The sequence below is a fragment of the Rhodococcus sp. T2V genome (genome assembly GCF_029269925.1).
In the GTDB taxonomy this organism is placed as follows: Bacteria; Actinomycetota; Actinomycetes; order Mycobacteriales; family Mycobacteriaceae; genus Rhodococcus_F; species Rhodococcus_F koreensis.
Map to the genome: position 1 here is coordinate 257432 of NZ_JARJBD010000003.1, position 26652 is coordinate 284083.

The 26652-nt window shown below is 68.1% G+C and carries 21 protein-coding genes; 7 read left to right on the plus strand and 14 right to left on the minus strand.

What is annotated here, in order from left to right:
• Positions 1 to 22: 22 nt before the first annotated feature.
• Complete coding sequence (gene pepN / locus P3H15_RS04700) at positions 23 to 2530, plus strand: aminopeptidase N (RefSeq protein ID WP_276136169.1); 2508 nt, start codon at positions 23 to 25, stop codon at positions 2528 to 2530.
• Here the strand turns inward: pepN and P3H15_RS04705 are convergent.
• On the minus strand, positions 2520 to 3962 hold the full coding sequence (locus P3H15_RS04705) for an FAD-dependent oxidoreductase (protein ID WP_276136170.1): 1443 nt from the start codon (positions 3960 to 3962) through the stop codon (positions 2520 to 2522). The genes pepN and P3H15_RS04705 overlap by 11 nt on opposite strands.
• A 106-nt stretch (positions 3963 to 4068) precedes the next feature.
• Between P3H15_RS04705 and P3H15_RS04710 the strand changes: the two genes are divergently transcribed.
• Positions 4069 to 4629, plus strand: coding sequence for a TetR/AcrR family transcriptional regulator (locus tag P3H15_RS04710; RefSeq protein WP_276136171.1), 561 nt, complete (start codon positions 4069 to 4071; stop codon positions 4627 to 4629).
• 3 nt (positions 4630 to 4632) lie between these two features.
• On the opposite strand, the gene P3H15_RS04715 is transcribed toward P3H15_RS04710, so the two are convergent.
• Positions 4633 to 4938 carry a hypothetical protein gene (locus P3H15_RS04715; RefSeq protein ID WP_276136172.1) on the minus strand — a complete coding sequence of 102 codons (306 nt, stop codon included), beginning with the start codon at positions 4936 to 4938 and terminating at the stop codon, positions 4633 to 4635.
• Positions 4939 to 5021: 83 nt separating this feature from the next.
• Positions 5022 to 6224 carry an adenylate/guanylate cyclase domain-containing protein gene (locus P3H15_RS04720; RefSeq protein ID WP_276136173.1) on the minus strand — a complete coding sequence of 401 codons (1203 nt, stop codon included), beginning with the start codon at positions 6222 to 6224 and terminating at the stop codon, positions 5022 to 5024.
• Between the two features lie 89 nt (positions 6225 to 6313).
• Here P3H15_RS04720 and P3H15_RS04725 point away from each other — a divergent pair, with 89 nt between their 5' ends.
• The 3 genes from P3H15_RS04725 to P3H15_RS04735 are packed head-to-tail and all read left to right on the plus strand — an operon-like array spanning position 6314 to position 8284.
• Positions 6314 to 6877, plus strand: coding sequence for a TetR/AcrR family transcriptional regulator (locus P3H15_RS04725; protein WP_276136174.1), 564 nt, complete (start codon positions 6314 to 6316; stop codon positions 6875 to 6877).
• Positions 6878 to 6880: 3 nt separating this feature from the next.
• Positions 6881 to 7309, plus strand: coding sequence for a PaaI family thioesterase (locus P3H15_RS04730; protein WP_276136175.1), 429 nt, complete (start codon positions 6881 to 6883; stop codon positions 7307 to 7309).
• 30 nt (positions 7310 to 7339) lie between these two features.
• Entirely contained in the window at positions 7340 to 8284 is a 945-nt protein-coding gene (locus P3H15_RS04735) for a serine/threonine dehydratase (RefSeq protein ID WP_276136176.1), read from the plus strand.
• A 12-nt stretch (positions 8285 to 8296) separates the two neighbouring features.
• Here the strand turns inward: P3H15_RS04735 and P3H15_RS04740 are convergent, their stop codons facing one another.
• The 7 genes from P3H15_RS04740 to P3H15_RS04770 all read right to left on the minus strand — a co-directional run bounded on the left by P3H15_RS04740 (position 8297) and on the right by P3H15_RS04770 (position 15735).
• Positions 8297 to 9274: a pirin family protein gene (locus P3H15_RS04740; protein WP_276136177.1), complete on the minus strand. Its 978-nt coding sequence runs from the start codon at positions 9272 to 9274 to the stop codon at positions 8297 to 8299.
• A gap of 19 nt (positions 9275 to 9293) precedes the next feature.
• A complete protein-coding gene (locus P3H15_RS04745; RefSeq protein ID WP_276136178.1) occupies positions 9294 to 9740 on the minus strand; it encodes a MarR family winged helix-turn-helix transcriptional regulator in 447 nt (148 codons plus the stop codon).
• Positions 9724 to 10821, minus strand: a complete 1098-nt coding sequence (locus P3H15_RS04750; RefSeq protein ID WP_276136179.1) for an LLM class flavin-dependent oxidoreductase — start codon at positions 10819 to 10821, stop codon at positions 9724 to 9726. The genes P3H15_RS04745 and P3H15_RS04750 overlap by 17 nt, the downstream gene beginning before the upstream one ends.
• A 145-nt stretch (positions 10822 to 10966) precedes the next feature.
• Entirely contained in the window at positions 10967 to 12496 is a 1530-nt protein-coding gene (locus P3H15_RS04755; protein WP_276136180.1) for a DHA2 family efflux MFS transporter permease subunit, read from the minus strand.
• Positions 12493 to 12963, minus strand: a complete 471-nt coding sequence (locus P3H15_RS04760) for a MarR family winged helix-turn-helix transcriptional regulator (protein ID WP_124389063.1) — start codon at positions 12961 to 12963, stop codon at positions 12493 to 12495. The genes P3H15_RS04755 and P3H15_RS04760 overlap by 4 nt, the downstream gene beginning before the upstream one ends.
• A 107-nt stretch (positions 12964 to 13070) precedes the next feature.
• Positions 13071 to 14036, minus strand: a complete 966-nt coding sequence (locus P3H15_RS04765) for an NADPH:quinone oxidoreductase family protein (protein WP_276136181.1) — start codon at positions 14034 to 14036, stop codon at positions 13071 to 13073.
• A 37-nt stretch (positions 14037 to 14073) separates the two neighbouring features.
• Positions 14074 to 15735, minus strand: a complete 1662-nt coding sequence (locus P3H15_RS04770; RefSeq protein WP_276136182.1) for an FAD-dependent oxidoreductase — start codon at positions 15733 to 15735, stop codon at positions 14074 to 14076.
• A 152-nt stretch (positions 15736 to 15887) separates the two neighbouring features.
• Between P3H15_RS04770 and P3H15_RS04775 the strand changes: the two genes are divergently transcribed.
• Both P3H15_RS04775 and P3H15_RS04780 read left to right on the plus strand, forming a co-directional pair.
• Positions 15888 to 16667 carry an acyl-[acyl-carrier-protein] thioesterase gene (locus P3H15_RS04775; RefSeq protein WP_276136183.1) on the plus strand — a complete coding sequence of 260 codons (780 nt, stop codon included), beginning with the start codon at positions 15888 to 15890 and terminating at the stop codon, positions 16665 to 16667.
• A gap of 27 nt (positions 16668 to 16694) precedes the next feature.
• Positions 16695 to 17207 (plus strand): histidine phosphatase family protein, encoded by a 513-nt coding sequence (locus P3H15_RS04780; protein WP_276136184.1) that lies wholly within the window; start codon positions 16695 to 16697, stop codon positions 17205 to 17207.
• Between the two features lie 5 nt (positions 17208 to 17212).
• Here P3H15_RS04780 and P3H15_RS04785 read toward each other — a convergent pair whose 3' ends face one another.
• The 4 genes from P3H15_RS04785 to P3H15_RS04800 all read right to left on the minus strand — a co-directional run bounded on the left by P3H15_RS04785 (position 17213) and on the right by P3H15_RS04800 (position 26491).
• Complete coding sequence (locus tag P3H15_RS04785) at positions 17213 to 17413, minus strand: hypothetical protein (protein ID WP_043826362.1); 201 nt, start codon at positions 17411 to 17413, stop codon at positions 17213 to 17215.
• 98 nt (positions 17414 to 17511) lie between these two features.
• Positions 17512 to 18744 carry a peptidoglycan DD-metalloendopeptidase family protein gene (locus P3H15_RS04790; protein WP_346348748.1) on the minus strand — a complete coding sequence of 411 codons (1233 nt, stop codon included), beginning with the start codon at positions 18742 to 18744 and terminating at the stop codon, positions 17512 to 17514.
• Positions 18745 to 18909: 165 nt separating this feature from the next.
• Positions 18910 to 22866, minus strand: coding sequence for a DNA-directed RNA polymerase subunit beta' (locus P3H15_RS04795; protein WP_276136186.1), 3957 nt, complete (start codon positions 22864 to 22866; stop codon positions 18910 to 18912).
• 118 nt (positions 22867 to 22984) lie between these two features.
• Entirely contained in the window at positions 22985 to 26491 is a 3507-nt protein-coding gene (locus P3H15_RS04800; RefSeq protein ID WP_276136202.1) for a DNA-directed RNA polymerase subunit beta, read from the minus strand.
• Positions 26492 to 26652: the final 161 nt, after the last annotated feature.

The following is a 26652-nucleotide window of genomic DNA, read 5'->3' on the forward strand; positions in this document are numbered from 1 at the left end:
GCCCGGCTGGCAGGATCGACCCGTGAGCACCGCGAACCTGACCCGAGCCGAAACCGCCGAACGTTCCCGCGCGATCGAGGTTCTCGACTACCGGGTGGAACTGGACGTGCTCGGCGCCGTCGACCCGGAGGTCGGGACGTTCGCGACCACGACCACCGTCGAGTTCACCGCGAGCACGTCCACGACCTGGCTCGACTTCCTGGGGGCCGGCGTGGAGTCCGTGACGGTCAACGGCGCAAGCGTCCCCGTCGACTACGACGGTGCCCGCATCTCGTTGAGCGGGCTGCGGGAATCGAACGTCGTGACGGTAGCCGCCCGGGGCGAGTACAGCCGTTCCGGTGAGGGACTGCACCGGTTCCTCGACCCGGCCGACGACCGGACGTACCTCTACACGCAGTACGAACCGGCGGACGCGCGGCGGGTGTTCGCGTGCTTCGAGCAGCCGGACCTGAAGGCGCCGTTCACGTTCGTCGTCACCGCGCCGCAGGAGTGGGAGGTGATCTCCAACCAGCAGGTCGCCGAGCGGGACGACACGACCGGCGGGCAGGTGGTCACGTTCGCGCCGACCCTGCCGATCTCCACGTACATCACCGCGGTCGTGGCCGGGCAGTACCACCGGGTGGACTCGGAGTGGAGCGGCGGCGACCTCACGATCCCGCTGGGCGTCCTCTGCCGGGCATCGCTCGCGCAGTACCTCGACGCCGACACGATCTTCGAGATCACGCGGCAGGGGCTGAGCTTCTTCCAGGACGGTTTCGATTGCCCGTACCCGTTCGGCAAATACGACCAGGTGTTCGTCCCCGAGTACAACCTCGGGGCCATGGAGAACCCGGGCTGCGTGACGTTCACCGAGGCGTACGTGTTCCGCGGCGCCGCCACGGATTCCCAGTACGAGGGCCGCGCGAACACGATCCTGCACGAGATGGCCCACATGTGGTTCGGCGACCTCGTGACGATGGTGTGGTGGGACGACCTGTGGCTCAAGGAATCGTTCGCCGACTACATGGGCGCACTGGCGAACGCGGAAGCCACCCGGTGGACCGACGCGTGGGTGGCCTTCGCCAACCGCCGCAAGGCGTGGGCGTACCTGCAGGACCAGCTGCCGACGACGCATCCGATCGTCGCGGACATCGTCGACCTCGAGGCCGCGAAACTGAACTTCGACGGCATCACGTACGCGAAGGGCGCCAGCGTCCTCAAGCAACTCGTCGCGTACGCCGGGCGGGAGGCGTTCTTCGAGGGCGCGCGCCGCTACTTCCGCGCCCACGCGTTCGGGAACACCACCCTCACGGATCTGCTGACGGAGCTGTCGGCGACGTCGGGCCGGGACCTGACGAGCTGGGCACGCGCCTGGTTGCAGACCACCGGGGTGTCCGCGCTGAGCCTGGAACGGGACCCCGACGGGCGCGCCGCGATCGTGCAGACCGATCCGCGCCCACATCGGCTCGGCGTGGGGCGCTACGACTTCGACGCGGCCGGCGATCTCGTGTGTGCACAGCGGGTCGAGGTCGACCTCGCGGACGCCCGCACCCCGATCGACCTCGACGACGCGCCGCTCGTGGTGCTCAACGACGCCGACCTGACGTACGCGAAGGTGCGGCTGGACGATCGATCGCTGAGCACCGTCGAGCAGTCCCTCGACCGGGTGCGGGACCCGCTGGCGCGTGGCCTGATCTGGTCGTCGCTGTGGAACACGACCCGCGACAGCGAACTGGGCGCGAAGCGGTATCTGTCGATGGCCCAGCGGTTCTCCCCGGCGGAGTCACACCTGACGCTGCTCACGTCCGTGCTGGCCAACGCCCCCTACGCGATCGAGCACTACCTGCCCGAGACCGCGCGCGGCTCCGCTCGCCGCGAGTGGCTCGACCACACGTGGCGTGCGTTGTGGGACGCCCCGCCTGCGTCGGGGAGCCAACTCGCCTGGGCACGTGCGGTGGCGGCCGCCGCCGAGGTGGACGACAGTCGCGCGGAGGACCTCCGGTCGCTGCTCGACACCGACGGGCGGGCACCGGCCGGGTTGTCTCTCGACCCGGACCTGCGGTGGGCGCTGAGGGGCGCGCTCGCCGCCACCGGGCACGCCGACGACGCGGACCTCGACGGTGAACTGCGCCGCGACGACACCGGTTCCGGCCGGACCGCGTACCTGCGGGCGACGTTCTCGCGACCGGACCCGGACGTGAAGGCGAAGGCCTGGGACGCGATCTTCCACGACCGCACCTTGTCCAACGACCACCTCGGCGCGATCATCGCCGGATTCCGCGCAGGCGCCCGGCACGACCTCGTCGCGGGATACGCCGCCGACTACTTCGCCGCGATCCGCTCGGTGTGGGAGACGCGCAGCATCGAGATCGCCCGGCGGATCGTGGTCGGGCTGTTCCCGTCCGAGACGAACCTCGACGCGGCAGACGAATGGCTCGCGAGCAACACCGATGCGCCCGCCGCGCTACGCCGGCTGGTTCTCGAGCAGCGGGATCACCTCGCGCGGGACCTGCGGGCGCAGGCCTTCAACAGCTCGGAGGTCACCGGCTGACCGGCCCGGCCCCGATCGCGGCGCGGGCGGTCCAGCGTTCCAGGGCGCGGCGCCACAGTCCCGACGCGCTGTCGCCGGCCCACGCGACGTACCCGTCGGGACGGACGAGCAGTGCGGGCCCGGCATCGGTCCGGGTCACCGCGTGAATGCCGCCGGGAACGGGCGCCCCCGGCTCGGTGACCAGGACGAACCCGCCCGAGCGCAGCACCTCGTAGAGTCGGCCGGCGTCGGTGGGCAGATCTTCGGCGCGCCGGCCCACCAGGGCGCTCTCGCCGGCTCCGTGGCCGTAGCCAATTCCGATGCCCGAGAACATCCGCGCCACCGCGTCGCCGATCGGCGGGAATCCGAGTAGCGCTGCCACCGCGCCGTTCCGGAGCTTCCGCAGAATCCACGGCCGCACGGTCATCATGCGCATCGTGGCTCCGCTCGACCGCAGCACCATCCGCCCCACCGGGTGCCGCTCGGAGTGGTAGGTGTCGAGCACCGCGTCGTCCGCGCCGCCGAGAACGGCCGCGAGTTTCCAGCCGAGATTCGTCGCGTCCTGAATGCCGGTGTTCATCCCCTGGCCGCCCGCCGGTGAATGCACGTGGGCGGCATCGCCCGCGAGGAACACCCGGCCCGTCCGGTACTGCGGGACCTGCCGTTCGTCGCTGTGGAATCGCGACTGCCACCGCACGTCGCCGAGTCCGTAGTCCGTGCCCATCGCGAGTCGGATGGTGCTGCGCAGTTCCTCCCGGTCCACGGGGGCGCTGTCGTCCACCTGATGTCGGCGGTTCCAGGCGATCACGCGAAACAGGTTGTCGCCGTAGGGCGCGATGAAGACGAAGCCGTCGCGGACAGCGTTGACGGTCACGAGGTTGTCCGGCGGGTTCTCGAGTTCGACGTCGGCGAGCATGATCGACCGCAGCACGGCCCTGCCCGGGAACGGCTGCCCGATCAACGTCCGCACCACGCTGTGCGCGCCGTCCGCACCGACCCCATACGCCGCGTGGAACGTGCCGGCGCGCCCCGAACCGTCGTGGCCGTGAACGCGGACGCCGTCCCCGTCCTGCTCCACCCCGGTGACGGTGAAACCCCGGACGAAGTCGGCGCCGCGCTCCCGCGCGTGCGCCTCGAGGAGGGCGTCGACGTTCTGCTGCGGAGTGACGAGGACGTACGGGAAGCGGGACCGCAGGCGCCCGAGGTTCAGCGCTGCGCCGCGCCACAGTTTCAGGCCCGGCGAAGCGGCGCCGGTGGCCACGAGACGGTCCGCGAGTCCGCGGGCGTCGAGCAGCTCGAGAGTGCGGGCGTGGACGCCGAATGCGCGGCTGAGGGTCGACGGCGCGGCGCGTTTGTCGAGCACCGTCACGGATCGGCCCGCCGTCGCCAACTCGGCCGCGAGCATGCAGCCGGTGGGTCCCGCGCCGACCACCACCACGTCGATGTGCTTCATGACGCCCGCCTCCGATCGAAAGGGTTCCCAGCAAGTCAACAACTGTTGACTTTGACGGTAGACGCATCCCGGCGCCAGGTCAACAGTTGTTGACTACACTTCGGGAATGCCTGAACGCCGCGCCCGCTCCGCCGTCGCCACCCGCGCCGCGATCCTCGACGCGGCCCGTGCCCGGTTCGGCACGAACGGCTACGAACGCACGACGATGCGCGCCGTCGCGTCGGACGTCGGCGTCGACCCCGCACTAGTGGTCCGGTACTTCACCAACAAGGAATCGCTGTTCGCCGAGGCCGCCGAATTCGAACTGCACCTCCCCGACCTCCGCGACGTTCCGGCGCAGGAACTCGCGACCGTGCTGATGCCGCGCTTCTTCGCGGTGTGGGAGAACGACGGCGCGTTCCTCCCCCTGCTCCGCGCCGCGGCCAGCAGCCCGCGGGCCGCCGAGGCGATGTTGCAGGTCTTCGCCCGCCAGGTGGCGCCCGCGCTCGCAGCGGTCGCGGCCGATCACGCCGACGAGCGCGCTGCCCTCGTCGGGTCGCAGGTCCTCGGACTCGCCTTCTCCCGCTACGTACTCCGGGTGCCGCCCCTCGCGGATATGACGCACGAACAGCTGATGCGGTGGGTCGGGCCCGTCCTCGAGTACTACCTCACCACGGAACCCCGGTAGCCCCTACCGGTGATGCCTGCCGCCGTTCAGCATCCAGCGGGCGTCGATCTCACTCGTGCCGCGGCGGTGCCGCCGGATGGTGAACGACGTGATCGGCAACCGCTCGACGACGCTCGCATCGGCCCGCGGATCACCCGCAATCCCCTGTTCCAGAACCGAATACGCGGTGTGGTTGACCGAATGGACGGCCAGCCGGAGGGCGTCGAGCGCCGTCGGCCTCGGCCCAAACGCGGCGAGCGTGTGACCGCCGTCCACCGCGGTCTCCACCACTGCGTAGAAATGCCAGTCTGCGCCCGAATCGCCAGTCATGTTGCGCCTCGCTCGATGTGCTTCTGTGAGCTGTGCCATGACGGTATCGCGAGGGTACGACACGTTTTCCGGCGGCGCGCCGGTCAAGCCACGGATCGGCGGCCGATCCCGAAAAGCTTCTGGGGGGCGTCGATTCCCTCGAGCCGGTGACTGCCCGCCGGTTCACCCCAGAACTCGTCGCTGTCCAGTTCGTCGTAGAACTCCCCCGTCACGACCACCTCCTTGGACGGCGCGACCGTGACGACGCGACCGGCCATGGCGACCGGCCTGCCGAACCAGTCGCCGGCGCTCGGTACCGCCGTGCCCCAGGCGATCCCGGCCCGCAACTGCGGAAGCCCCTCGGCGCGCGCGGCTTGCACGAGGTCGAGCGCGACGTGCGCCAGCGCGTTGGGATCGGGCGAGACCATCATGACGGCGTCCCCGATCGTCTTCACCAGACGCACCGGCGGCGACACCAGATCCGTGGCCACCAGGTCGAGGCGCTCGGCCACCCGGCCCAGATCGGCGGGCTCCGCCTGCTCCCCGAGCAGCGTGAATCCGACGAGGTCCGCGAAACAGACCCCGACCTCCTGCGCTCCCCTTACCTGGAGGTTCGCGTCGCCCGCGATTCCCACCGCGTCGGACCGGAGTTGATGGCGCAGAGCGGTGGCGATGAGATGAGCCAGGATCTGCGCCTCGAAATCCACGATGCGACGCATCTCCACCGCGTACCGCAGGGCCACCTCGGGGTGCTCGCGCGTCGCCTCGAGCCGCTCCTGCAGGAGCGAGTCCGCGGCGCCGGCGACCGTCCAGAGGTTGCGGCCGAGCACCCGGGCGGCCGCGAAGATGGCGCTCTCGTCGAGACCCAGATCCCGGTACTGCTCGAGTCCGCGCGCGAGGTCGAGGTCGCCGTCGTCGTAGAACGTGCCGTCCGCCGACGCACCCCGGCCGATGGCGCGAAACCACCGGCGGGCGTCGTCGACGGTGACGCCCACCTTCCCGGCGATGTCGTCGATGCTGTACCGGCCTTTCGGCGACAGCGCGTGCTCGAGCAGCACGTGTGCGAGGCGATCACCCCGCGCGGCGCCGCGGAGATCGTCGATCGACGCCCCGTCCTCGATGAGGGTGTTCAGCACCCCCATGCGCGCGGACCGGTCCGGCCCGCTGAGCCCGTCGAGGAGGCCGGCGCGCTCGAACTCGTGGAGCAGCGACGGCGGCGGACCGGGGCGTCGCAGCGGGCGGGTCGGCGGGGACACCAGACGTCCCGTCCGGGGCGTGATCCGTCGGGGCTGTCGCGGAGTGCGCACGTCCCCATCGTCCCAGGAACGCCGTCGCCCTTCGCCGTAATCCTCCGAACTCACTGTCCCCGCGACCGGGACCGAACTATATTCGGTGTGTGCCGATTCAAAGTCTGTTGCTGGACGTGGCGGAGGGACATTTCGCCCGCCGCGGCGTCCTCGGCACCCGGCTGGCCGATATCCGGCACGAGGCCGGGGTCAGCGTGGGCGCCGTCTACCACCACTTTCCGAACAAGGAAGAGCTGTACCTGCAGGTCTGGTTACGCGCACTCGCCGACTACCAGGGCGGATTCCGGGCCGCACTCGCGGAATGCGCCGATGCCCGGTCCGGGGTGGAAGGTGCCGTCGTCCGCCACCTGCACTGGGTGTCCGGAAACCCACAGCGGGCCACCATCCTCGCCGCGCCACGCCCGCCGGGCGTCGACGAGCGGGCCGACACCACCAATGCCGCATTCTTCCGCGACGTCACCCACTGGTGGCGGGTCCACGAACACTACGGAACGGTCCGCCGATTCGACTTCGACGTGCTCTACGCGTTGTGGCTCGGCCCGGCGCAGGAGTACTCGCGCCAATGGCTCGCGGGCGCCATGACCACCGACCCCACCGCGGTCGCGCCCGAACTGGCGCGCGCCGCGTGGGATTCGTTGCGAAACCAGGAGTAGAGGATGACAGTCGACGCCGCGCTCACCGCCGACACCGCGCAGGCCGTGCTGGAGGCCCAGCCGTTCAGCGTGCTCGTCGGCGCACGGATGACGCAGTTCGGCGAGGGCGGCACCACCCTCGAGATCCCGGTCCGGGACGAACTGCGGCAACAGAACGGCTTCGTGCACGGCGGTGTCCTGTCGTATGCCGCCGACAACGCCCTCACGTTCGCCGCGGGCACGGTCCTCGGCGCGAACATCATGACCGCGGGCTTCACGATCACCTACCTCCGGCCCGCCCAGGGCGTACTGCTGCGAGCGGACGCCCGGGCCGACGCGTCCACCCGCCGCCAGGCGCTGTGCCGGTGCGACATCTACGCGGTGCAGGAGGACGGTTCGGAGGTACTGTGCGCCGCCGCCCAGGGCACGGCGACAGTCAAGCAGCCGCGATAGTCGCGGCCCACGGGATGGAACGATGAGACCATGGCTGATTCCGTCGATCGCGCATCCGTGGAGAGGGCGCGTGAGCGCATCACCGGCCTGATCCGCCGGACACCCACGTTCCGCACCACAGTGCCCACCGTCCACGGCGCCGTGCCGGTGATCTTCAAACTCGAATTCCTGCAGTACGGCGGCTCGTTCAAGGTGCGGGGCAGTCTCAACGCGCTGCTGCACGCAGAGGAGGACGGACACCTCGACGACGCAGGCGTCGTCATCGCGTCGGGCGGGAACGCCGCCATCGGAGCGGCGTGGGCGTCGCGGCTCCGGGGTGTGAAGTGCACCGTGGTCGTCCCCGTCACGGCACCCGACGTCAAGATCGACAAGCTGATCGCGCTCGGCGCGGAGGTGCGCAAGGTCGGCGACCGGTACGCCGAGGCGGCCGAGTACGCGACGGAACTCGCGGCGTCGTCGAGCGCCCTCGCCCTGCACGCCTACGATCTCCCCGACATCGTCGCCGGGGCGGGCACCATCGCGCTCGAGATCCAGGACGACGTCGCCGAGCCGCTGTCCTACGTGATCGCCGTCGGCGGCGGCGGACTGCTGTCCGGCGTCATCGCCGGCAGCGGCGAGGACGACAGCATCTTCGGCGTGGAGCCGAGCGGAGCGGCGACGCTGCACTCCGCGGTCGCCGCCCGGCAACCCGCGGACATCGACATCGACAGCATCGCCGGCGATTCGCTCGGCGCCACCCGGATCGGCTCCATCGCCTGGGAGACGGTCCGCTCGCGGCCCGTCTCCAGCCTGATCGTCGACGACGAGGCCCTGATCGACGCGCGAACGCTGCTGTGGGAGGAGTTCCGGATCGTCGTCGAACACGGCACCGCCGCGGCGCTCGCCGCGATCGTCACCGGACAGCTCCGACCCACCGGCGACACACCGCTCTGCGTGGTGCTGTGCGGCGCCAACACGTCGCTGACCAGTTACTGATCCGGCCGCCCGTCAGCTGCGCGGTTTCAGGCGGCTGTTCGGCAGTTCGGGGGCGGGCAGCGGATCGCCGTCGTAGCCCTCGACCGTGCCGAACCGGGGGTCGGCGGGCGCCGCGCCCCGGACTTCCGACTGCCATTCGCGGCGGTAGCCGACGATGTCCTCGTGGCTGCGGCCGAGGAAGTTCCACCACATGATCACCTGCTCGCCGAGCGGCTCGCCGCCGAGCACCAGCAGCCGCGCCCGGGTACCGCCCGTGTTGCGCAGCGCCACCAGAGACTCTGCGGGCGGCTGATAGCCGAGCTCCGCCCAGCGCAGCGTGGTCCCGCGCAGCTGCACCTCACCCTCGTCCACGAGCACCCCCACCTCGAAGCCGCGCTCGATGTCGAGGGTGATGTCGGCACCCGGCTCCAGCAGGATTTCCGCACCGAGCAGCGGCGTGAACGTGCGCACCGGCGACGTGGAGCCCACCGTGCTTCCGAGGAACACTCGCACCGTTGCCCCGCCCCGGACGACCGGATCGGGCGCGTACGTTTCGAATGCCGGCTCCGCGTCCTGAGCCGACGCCGGCAACGCCACCCACAGTTGCGCGCCGTGCAGGATCCGCGTCTGCGGAGTCGAGACCTCGGAGTGGGCGATCCCCCGCCCCGCGGTCATCAGGTTGACCTCACCGGGACGCACCATCGCGTGCGAGCCGATGCTGTCGCGGTGTTCGATCTCGCCGGTGAACAGCCAGCTCACCGTCTGCAGTCCCGTGTGCGGGTGCGGCGGCACGTTCATCCCGCCCGTCTTCGCGACGTCGTCCGGACCGTAGTGGTCGGCGAAGCACCAGGCCCCGATCAGCGAACGGTCGCGCTGCGGGAGGGTGCGCCGGACCGGCATCGCACGGGGGCCGCCGAGAGGGACCTCGCGCGCGCCGAGCACCTGGATGCCGCCGCCGTCGGGGTGCGATTCGCACCGCTCTTCCACCGTGTTCGTCTCCAGATTGCTCACTGCTCCATCGTGCCTTTCGTCAGTCCTGTGCGTCCCGCAGTTTCGCGCAGAGTTCGGTGAGCGTGTCGAGTTCGTCTTCGGACAGTGCCGGGCCGACGTGCCGCCGGATGCTCGCCGCGTGCCTGCGTCCGACGGACTTCTGCACCCGCGCACCCTCCTCGGTCAGTGCGACGACGGTCCCGCGGCGGTCGCCGGGATCGCCCTCCCGGGTGACGTACCCGGAGCCGGCCAGCCGCTCGACGAGCCTGCTCAGCGACGGCTGGCTGAGCAGGATCTCCCGATTGAGGTCGTGCAGGCGCAGCCTGCGCTCCGGTGCCCGGCCGAGCGTGAACAGTACGTCGTACTCGCGCATGCTCAGCTCGTCCCACACGTCGTCGGCTGCGAGGTTCCGCATCACCGCGACCTGCGCGCGGAACAGCGCCTCCCACGCCTCGGCCGCCCGTTCGGTCCTACTGGCGGGCGGCATCGACCGGCTCGCGATCGGACTTCATCGACGCGTGCGTCGGCGGGTTGTCCGGCACCCCGGCAGGCCTGCGGGCGGCGAACTCCTGGCGCAGCACGGGCACGACCTCGCCGCCGAGCAGGTCCAGCTGCTCGAGCACCGTCTTCAGGGGAAGACCCGCGTGGTCGACGAGGAACAACTGCCGCTGGTAGTCGCCGAAGAAGTCGGCGAACGTCAGGGTCTTCTCGATCACCTGCTCCGGGGTGCCGACGGTCAACGGGGTCTGGTCGGTGAAGTCCTCGAGGCTCGGCCCGTGGCCGTAGACCGGGGCGTTGTCGAAGTAGGGCCGGAACTCGTCGACGGCGTCCTTGGCGTTGCGGCGCATGAACACCTGCCCGCCCAGGCCGACGATCGCCTGGTCCGCGCGGCCGTGACCGTAGTGCTCGTACCGCTCGCGGTAGAGGTTGATCAGGGCGATGTAGTGCTCCTTGGGCCAGAAGATGTTGTTGGCGAAGAAGCCGTCGCCGTGGAATGCCGCGATCTCGGCGATCTCCGGGCTGCGGATCGACCCGTGCCAGACGAACGGCGGGATGCCGTCGAGCGGGCGCGGCGTGGAGGTGAAGCCCTGCAGCGGGGTGCGGAACTGCCCCTGCCAGTCCACGACATCCTCGTCCCACAGTCGGCGCAGCAACCGGTAGTGCTCGAGCGCCAGCGGGATGCCCTGCCGGATGTCCTGGCCGAACCACGGATAGACGGGAGCCGTGTTTCCGCGGCCCATCATCAGATCCACCCGGCCGTCCGCGAGGTGCTGCAGCATCGCGTAGTCCTCGGCGATCTTCACCGGGTCGTTGGTGGTGATCAGCGTCGTGGACGTGGACAGGATGATCTTCTCGGTCTGCGCGGCGAGGTAGCCCAGCATGGTGGTGGGTGACGAAGGCACGAACGGCGGGTTGTGGTGCTCGCCGGTGGCGAACACGTCGAGCCCGACGTCCTCGGCGTGCTTGGCGATGGTCGTCATCGCCTTGATGCGCTCGTGTTCGGTGGGTGCGCGGCCGGTGGTGGGATCGGCCGTGACGTCGCCGACGGTGAAGATTCCGAACTGCATAGCTGTTCCTCTCGCGTCAGAACTCCATGCATTTGCATGAACCTATTGCAACATTCAATCACTTCGGCCTATTCCGGAAACGGCCGAGGGCGGCAAGCGCAGTGCGCTTGCCGCCCTCGGCGACGTTCGGTCGGGACGAAACCGATCAGTGCATCATGACCGTCGGGGCACCTTCCGCCTCGAGATGCGGGTTGACCGACTTCTTCCGCGGCAGCATGAACGCCGGGATGAGCGTCAACGCGATCAGCACGGTGGCGACCAGGAACGTGTTGCCGAACGCGTCGGCGGCCTGGCTCAGCACCTGGTCCACCATTCCGGGAGGCTCCTGTGCGGCGACCTCGGGCACGTGCTGCATCGCGACCGTCTGACTGTCGAGACCGCGATCGAGCAACTGGTTGGTGAGGACCACCGACATGACGGCGGTACCGATCGAACCCGCGGTCTGCTGGACGATGTTCATCAGCGTGGAACCACGCGCGACCTGGTCGTTGGACAGCGTCACGATCGCCGCGGTCATCAGCGGCATCATGGTGCAGCCCATGCCCATACCCATCACGAACAGCGCACCCATCAGCAGCCACGTCGGCGAATCCGCCGCCACCTGCGTGAAGACGCCCAGGCCGATGAGGATCAGCGGCAGACCCGTCAGCACGATCTTGCCGGGGCCCATCTTGTCGACGAGTCGTCCGGCCACCGGCATCGTCAGCATCGCGCCGATACCCTGCGGAGCCATCAGCAGACCGGCCGCGAGCGTGGTGTGCCCGCCGACCTGGATGAAGTAGCTCGGAAACAGCAGACCGGCACCCATGAACGCGACGATGAACAGCGAAGTCGTGATGACCGCGACCGACAGCTGCCGGTTCTTGAACAGGTGCAGGTCGATCAGCGGGTGGTCCTTGCGCAGCGCGTGGAAGATGAACGCGACGATCAGGACCAGGCCGATCACACCGGGCGCCAGCACGCGGGCCGAGGCGACGGTGCCCACCTCCGGGATGGACGACACACCGAACAGGAACAGCGCCAGACCCGGCGAGAGCAGCAGCATGCCGAGGAAGTCGAAGGACTCGGACGGCGAGGCCTGGTCGGACGGCAGGATGATGAACGCGGCGGCCAGGGCGATGATGCCGATGGGCAGGTTGATCAGGAAGATCCAGTGCCAGCTCGCCGCCTCGATCAGCCAGCCGCCGAGGATCGGGCCACCGATGGGTCCTAGCAGCATGGGGATACCGAGAACCGCCATGACCCGGCCGACCCGGTCGGGGCCTGCCGCCTTCGTCATGATCGTCATGCCGAGCGGCATCAACATGCCGCCGCCGAGCCCCTGCAGGACGCGGAAGCCGATCAGAGACGTGATGTCCCACGCGAAACTACACAGCACCGAGCCGAGCACGAACAGCACGAGCGCCGTCATGTAGAGGCGTTTGGTACCGAAACGGTCGGCCGCCCACCCGGTGACGGGGATGACGGTCGCCAGGGCGAGGGTGTACGCGGTCATCGTCCATGCGACGGTGGCGTACGTGGTGTCGAACTCGGTGGCGAACGTCGGCAGCGCAACGCTGACGACGGTCACGTCGAGGATCGACATGATGGCACCGAGCACCACCACGGACGCGATCTTGAGGACCGTGCCGTCGAGCTTGTCGGGCGCCGCGTTCGCGGCGGTCGGCGATGTCATCCGAATATCTCCTGGTTGAGTTCTCGCAGGGACTCCCCCGCGAGGATCGGTTGTAGTGCCTCGATCAGCCGAGTCCGCTCGCTCTCCGGAACCCGCCATGCGAACCGTCGCAACTGATCACGCTTGCATTCGATGTGCTGGTTGGCGACCTTATGCCCGGCCTCCGACAGGGAGACCCGTTTGACCCGCCGGTCCCGCTCGTCCTCCCGGCGGACCACGAGACCCAGCTTCACGAGTTGATCGACGTTTCGACCCGCCGCGGCAACCGAGAGCCGCAACCGCTCGGCCACTTCGTTGATCGGAAGCGGCTCACCGTGCTGAGCCAGCGCGAAGAGCATGCGCACCTGCGAAAACGTGAGGTCCAGCTCGATGAGGTTGTCCATCGACTCCGACTCCCCCGCACTCAACAGCTGGGTGAAGAAGTCGTTGAGTAGTTCGAAGAGAAGATCAGGAGAATTGTCGGGCACCCTCGAATGCTAGCGCTCATGCAACTATTGCCCAAGAGCAACTAAGGCGCAACCGAATAAATGGTGTCAGGTATCACATTCCCCGGCAGCGCCCACGACCTGCGGGTTCAGTCCTGGACGAGGACCGCCTTGCCCAGCACGAGGCCGGCCTCGAGATCGCGCAGCGCATCCGCGGCCCGCTCGAGCGGGTACCGGGACGTGACCACCGGGCGCAGTCCGCGCTCCACGTGCCGGATCAGCGCGGCGTGCACCTCTTCCAGCGCATTCGGTTCGGTGCGGAGGAACTCACCCCACGCCGCCCCGACGATGCTGATGTTGCAAAACAGCACGCGGTTCACCTTCACCTCGGGGATCGCACCGCCGGCGAAACCGATCACGACCAGACGCCCTTCCGGGGCCAGCACTCGGACGGCCTCGTCGAATGCGTCGCCGCCGACCGGGTCCACCACGATCTGCGCGCCCCGGCCGTCGGTCAGCTCACGCACCCGGGCGCCCCAGCCGTCGTCGAGGCGGACGACCTCGTCGGCCCCCAGTTCGCGGAGGAAGTCGTCGGCCCCGTCCCGCCGCACCACCGCGATCACGTGGGCGCCGTGCGCCTTGGCCAGCTGGATGCCGGCCGTCCCCACGCCCCCCGCCGCGCCGAGGACGACGACGGTTTCGCCGGCCCGCAGTCGGGCCCGGCGCTCCAGCGCGAATTCCATCGTCTGGTAGTTGACGATCAGTGACGCCGCTTCCTCGAAACCCAGCGTCGACGGGATGGGCAGCACCTGCGCGGCAGGCACCGCGACCCGTTCGGCGTAACCGCCGACCCGCGGTGCCGCCAGCACCCGGCGGCCCGGCTCGAATCCGCTCCCGTCCGGCGCCGACACCACGACACCCGCGACTTCGGCGCCGGGAACGAACGGCGGTTCGGGCCGAAGCTGATACTTGCCGTAGCTGATCAGCAGGTCGGGAAAGCACACGCCGCTCGCCTTGACGTCGATCAGGACCAGCCCGTCGGCCGCCGGTTCGGGAACGTCCCGCAGCGTCATGCCGCCCGGCCCCGACAGCTCCGTCGCCACCACTGCGCGCATGCTCGAAACACTAGACGCGCAGGGGTGACGGGAGGCGTCAACGAGCGAACAGCCGCTTCCGCCTACGGGCGACGGTCACCATCTCGACCTTGTCGGTCATCTTCACGCGCGGCCGGGCCGATCCCGCCGCGCGCGATGTCTCCGCCTTGTCGATGGCGCGCCAGCCGGCGAAGCCGATCTGTTCCGGCTGGCGCCGCTCGACGAGCTTCTTCACGTCTTTGCGGGTCCCGACCGTGCCGAGGAGTTTGCCGGACTCGAAATCCGCGAGCAGCGACGACACGGTCTCCTTGGCGCACGCCTTGTTGGTGCCGATGACCCCGCTGGGACCGCGCTTGATCCACCCGGTGACATACACCCGGTCGGTGACCCGCCCGTGCTCGTTGGGGATCACGCCGCGCCTGTCGTCGAAGGCGACGCCGCCGACGGGATTGCCGCGATACCCGATGGAGCGCAGCACGAGCGAGGTCTCCAGCGAACCCTCCTCACCGCGGGCCCGGGCGGACAGCGCGCCGGATTCGTCGACCACCAGTTCGTTGCGCCCGTAACGCAGGGCCTCGGCCTTGCCGGTGCCGGTGACCTCGATCGGCGACGTCAGGTAGCGGAACACGATGCGCTTGTGACCGGGGCGGGGCGCGCGCTGCGCGAACTCCCGCGCCAGCCGGACCTTCATCGCGGTCGCCGGATCGTCCAGCAGCGCCGCGCTGGCCGCATCGAGGTCCAGGTCGGCGTCGTCGATGACGAGGTCCACGTTCTCGAGGTCGCCGAGCGCCAGGAACTCCGGGTTGCTGTACGCGGCCTGCGCCGGTCCACGACGGCCGAGGAGCACGACCTCCTCGATGTTGCTGCGCCGCAGCGCGGCGAGAGCGTGATCGGCGATGTCCGTCCGCTCCAGCTCCTCGACGTTCATCGTGAGGATGCGGGCCACGTCGAGCGCGACGTTGCCGTTACCGACGATCACCGCTCGCGTGGCGGACAGGTCGAACGTGCGTCCCGCGTAGTCCGGGTGGCCGTTGTACCAGGCCACGAACTCCGTGGCGGCGTGCACGCCGGGGAGGTCCTCACCCGGGATTCCCAGCCGCCGGTCGCTCGACGCCCCGACGGCGTAGATGACGGCGTGATGGTTCTCCAGCAGTTCGTCGTGGGTGACGTGCTTGCCGACCTCGACGTTGAGATGGAACTCGAAGTTCGGCCGGTCGAGACTCCATTCGAACATCCGGGTCACCTCCTTGGTGCCGGGATGGTCGGGCGCGACGCCGGCGCGGACGAGCCCCCACGGGGTCGGCAGCTTCTCGAACATCTCGACCTCGACGTCCGAACGTTCGAGCAGTTCACCCGCGGCGTAGCAGGCGGCCGGGCCGGCGCCGACGACGGCGACCCGCAACGTGCCCAGGTCGCGGCGCGGCGGGGTCGCGGGCGTGAGCGGGATCCACCCGGTCGGCATGGGGTTGGTCGTGTAGTACTCGGCGTTGATGTCCTTGTAGCGGGTGAGCGAACCGAGGAGCTTGTCTTCGGGGAAGATCGCGTCGACCGGACAGGCATCGACGCAGGCCCCGCAGTCGATGCAGGTTTCCGGGTCGATGTGCAGCATCTCGGTCTGCGCGAATTCCCGTTCCTCCGGCGTCGGGTGGATGCAGTTCACGGGGCATGCGGAGACGCAGCTCGCGTCGTTGCAGCACGCCTGGGTGATGACATATGCCATTGCGGTTTCCTCACACCTGTCCGGACCATCGAACTCATTTGTGTTACACGCAGTAACAGTTATATGAACTGTACTGAGAATCGCGTCCGCAAACAAGCACCGGCGCCGGATGAAAGAATCAGGGCCCCGTCCACGAGCGAAGGAACCACACCTTGGCACTCGACCGACCCCTCGCCGCTCCGCCCTCACGCGGCCGCTTCTTCGAGACGTCCTGGCCGGTCCGCACCGGCGACATCGACGCCGCCAAACGACTCCGCCTCGACGGCATCGCGCGCTACCTGCAGGACGCCGGTCTGGACAACCTCGACGCCGTCGACGCCGCCGACAGCCACCCGCTGTGGATCGTCCGGCGCACCGTCATCGACGTCCTGCGGCCCGCCGTGTGGCCCGAACGCGTACACCTCCGACGCTGGTGCTCGGCACTGTCGACGCGCTGGACGAACATGCGCGTGCAGATCCAGGGTGAGGCGGGCGCGCTGATCGAGACCGAGGGGTTCTGGATCCACATCAGCGGCGAAACGGGCATGCCCACCCGCATCGACGACGGGTTCATCGAACGCCTCGGGGAGTCCGCGGAGGAACACCGGCTGAAGTGGAAACGGTGGCTCGTCGAGAACGCGCCTACCGCCGACGAGGACGGGATCGAGGACAGCGAGTTCGTTCTGCGCCGCACCGACATAGATCCCTTCGACCACGTCAACAACGCCGTCTACTGGCAGGCGGTCGAGGAACTGCTCGCCGACCACGAGCATCCCGGCGGCGGCCGCCTCGTCGACAACCCCCACCGCGCGGTGCTCGAATACCTCGCGCCCATCGTGTCGACCGACAGGATCGTCCTTCGCAGGCGCAGGGACGACACGTCGCTGACGGTGTGGTTCCTGGTCGACGACGCGCTGCGGGCGGTGGCCCACGTCGGGCCGCTCACCACCTGATCAGGCGCGGGGCGCTAGCGTCTACCCATGGCCTCGCACAGCCCGTCGCGGAATCGCACGCTGATCCTCATGCGCCACGGCAAGTCGGCGTACCCGGAGGGGGTCGCGGATCACGAGCGGCCGCTGGCGCCGCGCGGGCGCACGCAGGCGGGTCTGGCCGGCGAGTGGCTGCGGTCCACTCAGCCGCCGATCGACGCCGTGCTGTGCTCGACGTCGCGGCGGACCCGGGAAACGCTGGAGGCGACCCGGGTCGGCGCTCCCACCCGGTTCGCCGAGGAACTCTACGGCGCATACCCGTCGGAGGTGCTGATGGAGATCGTGCGGATCGAGCCGTCGGTGCGCACCCTGCTGGTGGTCGGGCACGCCCCCGGTATGCCGTCCACCGCGCTCGATCTGGCCGGCAACCCCGACACCGGGGATGCCAACCTGATGCGGGAGAAGTTCCCGACGTCCGCGCTCGCCGTCCTCACGGTGCCGTGCGAGTGGGACGAACTCACGTCGAGCGCGGCGTCACTCGCCACGTTCCACGTTCCGCGGTAGCGGCCTCAGAACAACTTCCGGCCGACGACGGCGACGACACCGAGAATCAGGACCAGCACCAGCGCGGACCAGAATCCGAACAGCCACCAGACCACGCCGAAGACGACCAGCGCCGGCGCGACGGTGATGAGCGCGATCGTCGGGCTCTCCCGCACAACTTCGAGTGCCGACTCGGCCTTCACGCGATCGATCTTCTTCTCGGACATCTCGTCTCCGTTCAGCGAACCACGCATATCGGACAGGTGATGTCGAGGATAGTCGTCGCGGGGCGAGTGCCGGCTGGTGCTCGGGCGCTGCTCCTCGGCTAGCTGCCCGGGAACGTCACGACGTCGAGGTACAGCGGCATCTCGTCGGTGCGCGATCCGGTCTGCGTCCCCGCCTCGTCGACGACCGGGGCGCCGGCGGTCGCCGCGGCCTCGAAGCTCTCCCCCGTCACCCGGCCGTCGAGGTCGAAGTTCTCGAACTCGAACGGAATGCCGTTCGACGCCAGGAAGTCCGGCCCGTCCATCACATGGAAGTGCAGGTGCGGCGCGTCGGTGTTTCCGCTGTTGCCGAGCAACCCGATCTGCTCGCCCGCCCGCAGGTTCTGGCCGACGCTGATGTTGTCCACGCTGCCGGGCTGCAGGTGCGCGTAGAACGCGAATCGACCGTCCCCGATCGCCTGCACGACGTGGTTCCCGCCGTATTGGTCGAGCGGCAGTCCCTGTGGACTGGCCCCCGGGACCTGTTCGGACAGATCGCCCACGACGGCGATGATTTCGCCGTCCGACACGGCGCGGACCGGCGCGCCGTAGTACGCGTAGCTCGACAGCTGCTTTTGGTCGCCGGTGTAGATCCGACCCTGCTCGTCGAGTTGGACGAAATCGATCGCGAAACGCTCGGCCGCCAGCATCCGGCCGTTGATCGGCAGCACGGCGGCGCGGTGGGAGGTGACCGTGCAGCAGCCGGTGCCGTCGAGCCAACGCGGACCGTCGAGCGGCGAGCGGATCCGGACGGCCTCGCGGGTGTCGACGTTCGTGTCCGCCACGTTCTCGGCGAGTTGCTTCGGCACGAGCGACGTCGCCTGCGGGAAGTCGACGTTCACGACGTGGTCGAGGCTCCGCGGCACGTCGTCGGGACTGTCGAGGGTCGCGTCGATCCACACCAGCCCCTGCTGTCCGGGGGCGAGGACGTTGCCGGCCTTCGGACCGCCGCCCAGGGCCTGGAACCACGGTGTCAGCGCATCGCCGCTCAGGTCCACCAGTGTGCGGCCGTCACCCTTCACCTGCAGCGACGTGATCGTCGCCGACTGCGAACCGGTGTTCGTCAGCCGCAGTTCGTAGGCCAGGTGCACGCGGCCGTCGCTGCCCGTCACCGGGATCGGTGCGGCCACCACGTCCGCGACCACCGGGGTGATCACCGTGGGGGTGCCGGACGAGGCCGGCGCCGCAGACGACGTCGCCTCGCTCTGCTGGGTGTCCGAGGCCGTGCAGGAGGTCGCGACTCCCACGACGGCGGCGAGTGCGAGCGCGACGGCGAACCTCGACCGGGCCATCATTCGACGCTAGCAACGGCGAACATCCTGCGACAAGGCTCGACACGGCTGGAGGCACCGAAACCAGATGAAGGCCCCACCCCCGAAGAGAGAGGGGTGGGGCCTTCGTCCGTTGGTGAGTGCTCGGCGAGTCCTGGGACTCGTCAACCACTCACAGGCGCGGAGCGCCTACCGGTAATCGTTGCTGAAACCGTAATCGTCCAGCGGCACCGCGGCACCGGTGTTCTGGCCGAAGCCGTCCGGGCTGTAGTACTGGTCGTCGTACGACGGAACCGCGTACGCAGCAGCGCGGGCCTCTTCGGTCGGCTGAACCTGGATGTTGCGGTAACGGTTGATACCGGTACCGGCAGGGATCAGCTTTCCGATGATCACGTTTTCCTTCAGACCGATCAGCTTGTCGCTGCGGCAGTTGATCGCCGCATCGGTCAGCACGCGAGTGGTCTCCTGGAACGACGCCGCGGACAGCCACGAGTCGGTCGCCAGCGATGCCTTGGTGATACCCATCAGCACCGGACGTCCGGCTGCCGGCTCGCCACCCTCGGCGACGACCCGGCGGTTGGCCGCCTCGAAGTCGGCACGCTCGGTCAGCGAACCGGGCAGGAACTCCGTCGCACCCGAGTCGATGATCGTGACGCGACGCAGCATCTGGCGCACGATGACCTCGATGTGCTTGTCGTGGATCGACACACCCTGGCTCCGGTACACCTCCTGGACCTCGTTGACGAGGTGGATCTGCACCTGACGGGGGCCCATGACACGCAGCACCTCGTGCGGATCGGCAGCACCTTCCATGAGCTGCTGACCGACCTCGACGTGGTCACCGTCGGCCAGAAGGCGTTCGGTGCCGTCGTCGTGCTTGAAGACACGCAGACGCTGACGCTTCGAGAGCTTGTCGTAGACAACCTCTTCGCCACCGTCGTCCGGGACGATGGTGATCTTGTAGAAGCGGTCGCCGTCCTCGAGCTGCACACGGCCGCTGACGTCGGCGATCGGGGCCTTGCCCTTGGGGACGCGGGCCTCGAACAGCTCCTGAACACGCGGCAGACCACCGGTGATGTCGTCTCCGGCGACACCACCCTGGTGGAACGTACGCATGGTCAGCTGGGTGCCGGGCTCACCGATGGACTGCGCGGCGACGATACCGACGGCCTCACCGATGTCGACGAGCTTGCCGGTGGCCATGGAGCGGCCGTAGCAGGTGGCGCAGACGCCGGTGCCGGTGGTGCAGGTGAGCACCGAACGGACCTTGACCTGCGTGATGCCTGCCTCGAGCAGCGCGTCGATGGCCGGGTCGCCCAGGTCGTGTCCACGCTCGACGATGACGTTGCCGTTCTCGTCGACCGCGTCGGCGGCCAGGGTGCGGGCGTACGTGCTCGTCTCCACGTGGGCGTCGCGGATCATCGATCCGTCGGCCTGCTTCTCGGCGATCGTGGTGACGATGCCGCGCTCGGTTCCACAGTCGACCTCGCGGACGATGACGTCCTGCGAGACGTCCACCAGACGACGGGTCAGGTAACCCGAGTCGGCGGTGCGGAGCGCGGTGTCGGCCAGACCCTTACGGGCACCGTGCGTGTTGATGAAGTACTCGAGAACGGTCAGGCCTTCCTTGAAGGAGGACTTGATCGGACGCGGGATGAACTCACCCTTCGGGTTGGTCACCAGACCCTTCATGCCGGCGAGCGACCGAACCTGAGTCATGTTGCCGGCGGCGCCGGACTTCACGATCATCGGGATCGGGTTGTCGTCGGGGAAGTGGGCCTCCATGGCCTTACCGACCTCGTCGGTGGCCTCGGACCAGATCTTGACCAGGGCGCTGTTGCGCTCGGTCTTGTTCAGAGCACCACGCTGGTACTTCTTCTCGATCTGGTCGGCCTGAGCCTCGAAGGACTCCATGATCTGAGCCTTCTCCGGCGGCACGAGGACGTCGGAGATCGAGACCGTGACACCCGAACGCGTGGCCCAGTAGAAGCCGGCGTCCTTCAGCTTGTCGACGGTCTGCGCGACCACGATCATGGGGTAGCGCTCGGCGAGATCGTTGATGATCGTCGCCTGACGCTTCTTCGGCATCTGCTCGTTGACGAACGGGTAGTCCGCGGGAAGCAGCTCGTTGAAGAGCACGCGACCCAGCGTCGTCTCCGCCGTCCAGCCGTCACCGTAGTTCCAGCCCTCGGGGAACAGGTCCGCCTCGATGTCACGGGGCGGGCGCTGCTGCGTGAGCCGCACCTTGATCTTCGCCTGCACGACGAGCGCACCGCGGTCGACGGCCATCTGAGCCTCGGCGGGCGAGGAGTACACGCCCTGCTCCGCTTCGTCGCCGGTCGACGCTGCGAGCTCACCGGTGGCACCCTCGTCCAACCGGGTCAGGTGGTACAGACCGGTGACCATGTCCAGACGGGGCATGGCGAGCGGTCGACCCGACGCGGGCGACAGGATGTTGTTCGACGACAGCATCAGGATGCGTGCCTCGGCCTGCGCCTCCGCGGACAGCGGAAGGTGCACGGCCATCTGGTCACCGTCGAAGTCGGCGTTGAAGGCCTCACACACCAGCGGGTGGAGCTGAATGGCCTTGCCCTCGACCAGCTGCGGCTCGAAGGCCTGGATGCCCAGGCGGTGCAGCGTCGGTGCACGGTTCAGCAGCACGGGGTGCTCGGCGATGACCTCTTCGAGGACGTCCCACACCTGCGCGCGCTGACGTTCCACCATGCGCTTGGCGGACTTGATGTTCTGCGCGTGGTTCAGGTCGACCAGGCGCTTCATCACGAACGGCTTGAACAGCTCGAGAGCCATCAGCTTCGGCAGACCGCACTGGTGCAGCTTGAGCTGCGGGCCGACGACGATGACGGAACGACCCGAGTAGTCGACGCGCTTACCGAGCAGGTTCTGACGGAAACGACCCTGCTTGCCCTTGAGCAAGTCGCTCAGGGACTTCAGCGGGCGGTTACCGGGACCCGTGACGGGACGGCCGCGACGGCCGTTGTCGAACAGCGCGTCCACGGACTCCTGCAGCATCCGCTTCTCGTTGTTGACGATGATCTCGGGGGCACCGAGGTCGATCAGTCGCTTGAGGCGGTTGTTGCGGTTGATGACGCGGCGGTACAGGTCGTTCAGGTCGGAGGTGGCGAAACGGCCACCGTCGAGCTGAACCATCGGACGCAGCTCCGGCGGGATCACCGGGACGGCGTTGAGAACCATGCCCATGGGCGAGTTCTGGTTGGCCTGGAACGCGGCGACGACCTTGAGACGCTTCAGCGCGCGGAGCTTCTTCTGCCCCTTGCCGCTGCGGATGGTCTCGCGGAGGTTCTCGGCCTCGGCGTCGATGTCGAAGCTCTCCATGAGCTTCTGGATCGACTCGGCACCCATGGCGCCCGTGAAGTACTCGCCGTAGCGGTCGACGAGCTCGCGGTACAGCAGTTCGTCGACGATGAGCTGCTTGACGCTGAGCTTGGTGAACGTGGTCCAGATCTCGTCGAGACGATCCAGCTCGCGCTGCGCGCGGTCACGGAGCTGACGCATCTCGCGCTCGCCGCCGTCCTTGACCTTGCGGCGGACGTCGGACTTGGCGCCCTCCGCCTCCAGCTCGGCGATGTCGGCTTCGAGCTTCTGAGCGCGGGCCTCGAGGTCGGCGTCGCGCTGATCGGCGACGGTCTTCTTCTCGACCTGCATCTCGGCTTCGAGCGTGGACAGCTCGTTGTGACGCAGTTCCTCGTCGACACCGACGATGACGTATGCGGCGAAGTAGATGATCTTCTCGAGATCCTTCGGCGCCAGGTCGAGCAGGTAGCCGAGACGGCTGGGCACGCCCTTGAAGTACCAGATGTGGGTGACCGGGGCAGCCAGTTCGATGTGGCCCATGCGCTCACGACGAACCTTGGCGCGGGTCACCTCGACGCCGCAGCGCTCACAGATGATGCCCTTGAAGCGGACACGCTTGTACTTGCCGCAGTAGCACTCCCAGTCCCGGGTGGGGCCGAAGATCTTCTCGCAGAAGAGGCCGTCCTTCTCGGGCTTGAGCGTGCGGTAGTTGATGGTCTCCGGCTTCTTGACCTCGCCGTAGGACCAATTGCGGATGTCCTCTGCACTGGCGAGGCCAATGCGGAGTTCATCGAAGAAGTTGACGTCGAGCACGTAACTTCCTTTCCCCAGAGGGATTGTGGATCAACGGTCACCCGCCGATTCCTGACTGCCAATTCAAATGTGAACTACGCCCCCGGGGCACGGATTTCCGTGACCCGGGGACCGAAAACTAGTTCGCGAGGTCGTCGACCGTCGCCGCCTCGTTCCGGGACAGGTTGATGCCCAGGTTCGCTGCGGCCCGCTCCAGGTCCTCGTCGTCGCCGTCCGCCATCGCGATGGCCGCGCCGTCCGAGGACAGCACCTCCACGTTGAGGCAGAGCGACTGGAGCTCCTTCAGGAGCACCTTGAACGACTCGGGGATACCCGGCTCGGGGATGTTCTCGCCCTTGACGATGGCCTCGTACACCTTGACTCGACCCACCACGTCGTCGGACTTGATGGTGAGCAGTTCCTGCAGCGTGTATGCCGCGCCGTAGGCCTGCATCGCCCAGCACTCCATCTCACCGAAGCGCTGGCCACCGAACTGGGCCTTACCGCCGAGCGGCTGCTGGGTGATCATCGAGTACGGACCGGTCGACCGAGCGTGGATCTTGTCGTCGACCAGGTGGTGCAGCTTGATGATGTACATGTAGCCGACCGAGACCGGGTACGGGAACGGCTCGCCGGAACGGCCGTCGAACAACGTGGCCTTTCCGTCGGACGCGACCATGACCTCGCCGTCGCGGTTCGGCAGCGTCGAACCGAGGAGACCGGTGAGCTCGTCTTCCTTGGCGCCGTCGAACACGGGGGTGGCGATGTTGGAGTCGGAAGGCGCCGACAGCATCTCCTCCGGCAGCTGCTCCGCCCAATCGGGCCGGGAGCCGTCGCCGGCGATCTGAACGTTCCAGCCGGTCTTGCCGATCCACCCGAGGTGGGTCTCCAAGATCTGACCGATGTTCATACGACGCGGAACACCGTGGGTGTTCAGGATGATGTCGATCGGCGTGCCGTCGGGCAGGAACGGCATGTCCTCCTGCGGGAGGATCTTGCCGATGACGCCCTTGTTGCCGTGGCGGCCGGCGAGCTTGTCGCCGTCCTGGATCTTGCGCTTCTGTGCCACGTAGACGCGGACCAGCTCGTTGACACCGGGGGGCAGATCGTCGTCGTCGTCGCGCGAGAACACGCGGATGCCGATGACCTTGCCGGTCTCACCGTGGGGAACCTTCAGCGACGTGTCGCGAACCTCGCGCGCCTTCTCACCGAAGATGGCGCGCAGCAGGCGCTCCTCCGGGGTCAGCTCGGTCTCGCCCTTCGGCGTGACCTTTCCGACCAGCACGTCGCCGTCACGAACCTCGGCACCGATGCGGATGATGCCGCGCTCGTCGAGGTCGGCGAGGACCTCGTCGGAGACGTTCGGGATGTCGCGAGTGATCTCCTCGGCACCGAGCTTGGTGTCGCGGGCATCGATCTCGTGCTCCTCGATGTGGATCGAGGTGAGGACGTCTTCTTCCACGAGGCGCTGCGACAGGATGATCGCGTCCTCGTAGTTGTGGCCTTCCCACGGCATGATCGCGACGAGCAGGTTCTTGCCGAGCGCCATCTCACCGTTCTCGGTGCAGGGGCCGTCGGCGAGGACCTGTCCGGACTCGACACGCTGTCCCTCGTCCACGATCGGACGCTGGTTGGCGCAGGTGCCCTGGTTGGAACGCGCGAACTTGCGCATCCGGTACGTCTTGCGGCTGCCGTCGTCGGCCATGACCGTGACGTAGTCGGCGGAGACCTCTTCGACGACACCGGTCTTCTCGGTGACGATGACGTCGCCCGCGTCGACGGCGGCACGCAACTCCATGCCGGTACCGACCAGCGGGGCCTCGCTGCGAACGAGCGGCACCGCCTGACGCTGCATGTTCGCGCCCATCAGGGCACGGTTGGCGTCGTCGTGCTCGAGGAACGGGATCATCGCGGTCGCGACGGACACCATCTGCCGCGGCGAGACGTCCATGTAGTCGATCTCGGCGGACGAGACGAACTCGACCTCGCCGCCCTTACGACGGACCAGAACGCGATCGTCGGTGAAGTGACCGTTGGCGTCGACGGCCGAGTTGGCCTGCGCGACGACGTGGCGGTCCTCTTCGTCCGCGGTCAGGTAGTCGACCTGGTCGGTGACCTGGCCACCCTCGACCTTGCGGTACGGCGTCTCGATGAATCCGAACGGGTTGACCCGTGCGTACACGGACAGCGAACCGATCAGACCGATGTTCGGACCTTCGGGGGTCTCGATCGGGCACATGCGGCCGTAGTGCGACGGGTGAACGTCTCGCACCTCGAGGCCGGCACGCTCACGGGACAGACCACCCGGGCCGAGGGCGGACAGACGACGCTTGTGCGTCAGCCCCGACAGCGGGTTGTTCTGGTCCATGAACTGCGACAGCTGGGACGTTCCGAAGAACTCCTTGATCGCAGCCACGACGGGCCGGATGTTGATCAGCGTCTGCGGCGTGATCGCCTCGACGTCCTGGGTGGTCATGCGCTCACGAACCACGCGCTCCATGCGGGACAGGCCCACGCGGATCTGGTTCTGGATGAGCTCACCGACCGTGCGCAGACGACGGTTGCCGAAGTGGTCGATGTCGTCGACCTCGACGGGCACCGCGACGCCGCCGGGGGCGGTCATCTCGGTGTCACCGGCGTGCAGGCGCACCAGGTACTCGATGGTGGCGACGATGTCTTCCTCGGTGAGGGTCGACGCGACGATCGGCTGCCCGGTGTTCAGGCCCAGCTTCTTGTTGATCTTGTAGCGGCCCACGCGAGCCAGGTCGTAGCGCTTGTCCTTGAAGAACAGGTTCTCCAGGAGCGTCTGGGCGCTCTCCTTGGTCGGCGGCTCGCCCGGACGCAGCTTGCGGTAGATGTCGAGCAGCGCCTCGTCGGTGCCTGCGGTGTTGTCCTTCTCGAGGGTCGCCATGAGGATCTCCGAGAAGCCGAAGCGCTCGGCGATCTGCTCGGTGGTCCAGCCGAGGGCCTTCAGCAGCACGGTGACGGGCTGGCGGCGCTTGCGGTCGATGCGGACGCCGACCGTGTCGCGCTTGTCCACGTCGAACTCGAGCCATGCACCACGGCCCGGGATGACCTTGACGCTGTGCAGGTCCTTTTCGGTGCCCTTGTCGACGGAGTGGTCGAAGTAGACGCCAGGGGAACGCACCAGCTGCGAGACCACGACACGCTCGGTGCCGTTGATGATGAACGTGCCCTTGTCGGTCATCATCGGGAAGTCGCCCATGAAGACCGTCTGGCTCTTGATCTCACCGGTGTTGTTGTTGATGAACTCCGCGGTGACGAACAGAGGCGCCGCGTAGGTCATGTCCTTGTCTTTGCACTCGTCCGTCGAGGCCTTCACCTCGTCGAAGCGCGGGTCCGAGAAGGACAGAGACATCGAGCCCGAGAAATCCTCGATCGGGGAAAGCTCCGCGAGAATGTCCTCGAGACCGCCGGAGATTGCGCTGTCGCCACGAGCGGCGGCGCGTTCGCGCCAGCTCTGCGCACCGATCAACCACTCGAACGAATCGGTTTGTAGATCAAGAAGCCCGGGAACTTCGAGGGGTTCGCGAATCTTTGCGAACGAAACCCTCTTCGGGGCTCCGGGGATTCCGGAAACTGCCTTGGTCTGGCTAGAGACTGCCAAGATGCGTCCTTCCAGCACCTCACGCGGGCCGCTCTTGCTGTTGCGACCGCCGCTGTATCTGCTTCGAATTTCGCTGGTCACAACCCGAACGAAACTCGTCACAGTTGCTGAAGAGTGAATCACTTCGCAGCGGTACGGACGAGAGGTGGACAGGAGGCAGCCAGCGCAACGTCCAAAAG

Bases quoted from the DNA above. Each gene is read 5' to 3' on its own strand.
- P3H15_RS04705 (WP_276136170.1), bottom strand. From the start codon at position 3,962: ATGAAGCACATCGACGTGGTGGTGGTCGGCGCGGGACCCACCGGCTGC.
- P3H15_RS04710 (WP_276136171.1), top strand. From the start codon at position 4,069: ATGCCTGAACGCCGCGCCCGCTCCGCCGTCGCCACCCGCGCCGCGATC.
- P3H15_RS04715 (WP_276136172.1), bottom strand. From the start codon at position 4,938: ATGACTGGCGATTCGGGCGCAGACTGGCATTTCTACGCAGTGGTGGAG.
- P3H15_RS04730 (WP_276136175.1), top strand. From the start codon at position 6,881: ATGACAGTCGACGCCGCGCTCACCGCCGACACCGCGCAGGCCGTGCTG.
- P3H15_RS04735 (WP_276136176.1), top strand. From the start codon at position 7,340: ATGGCTGATTCCGTCGATCGCGCATCCGTGGAGAGGGCGCGTGAGCGC.
- P3H15_RS04745 (WP_276136178.1), bottom strand. From the start codon at position 9,740: ATGCCGCCCGCCAGTAGGACCGAACGGGCGGCCGAGGCGTGGGAGGCG.
- P3H15_RS04750 (WP_276136179.1), bottom strand. From the start codon at position 10,821: ATGCAGTTCGGAATCTTCACCGTCGGCGACGTCACGGCCGATCCCACC.
- P3H15_RS04755 (WP_276136180.1), bottom strand. From the start codon at position 12,496: ATGACATCGCCGACCGCCGCGAACGCGGCGCCCGACAAGCTCGACGGC.
- P3H15_RS04765 (WP_276136181.1), bottom strand. From the start codon at position 14,036: ATGCGCGCAGTGGTGGCGACGGAGCTGTCGGGGCCGGGCGGCATGACG.
- P3H15_RS04770 (WP_276136182.1), bottom strand. From the start codon at position 15,735: ATGGCATATGTCATCACCCAGGCGTGCTGCAACGACGCGAGCTGCGTC.
- P3H15_RS04780 (WP_276136184.1), top strand. From the start codon at position 16,695: ATGGCCTCGCACAGCCCGTCGCGGAATCGCACGCTGATCCTCATGCGC.
- P3H15_RS04785 (WP_043826362.1), bottom strand. From the start codon at position 17,413: ATGTCCGAGAAGAAGATCGATCGCGTGAAGGCCGAGTCGGCACTCGAA.
- P3H15_RS04790 (WP_346348748.1), bottom strand. From the start codon at position 18,744: ATGATGGCCCGGTCGAGGTTCGCCGTCGCGCTCGCACTCGCCGCCGTC.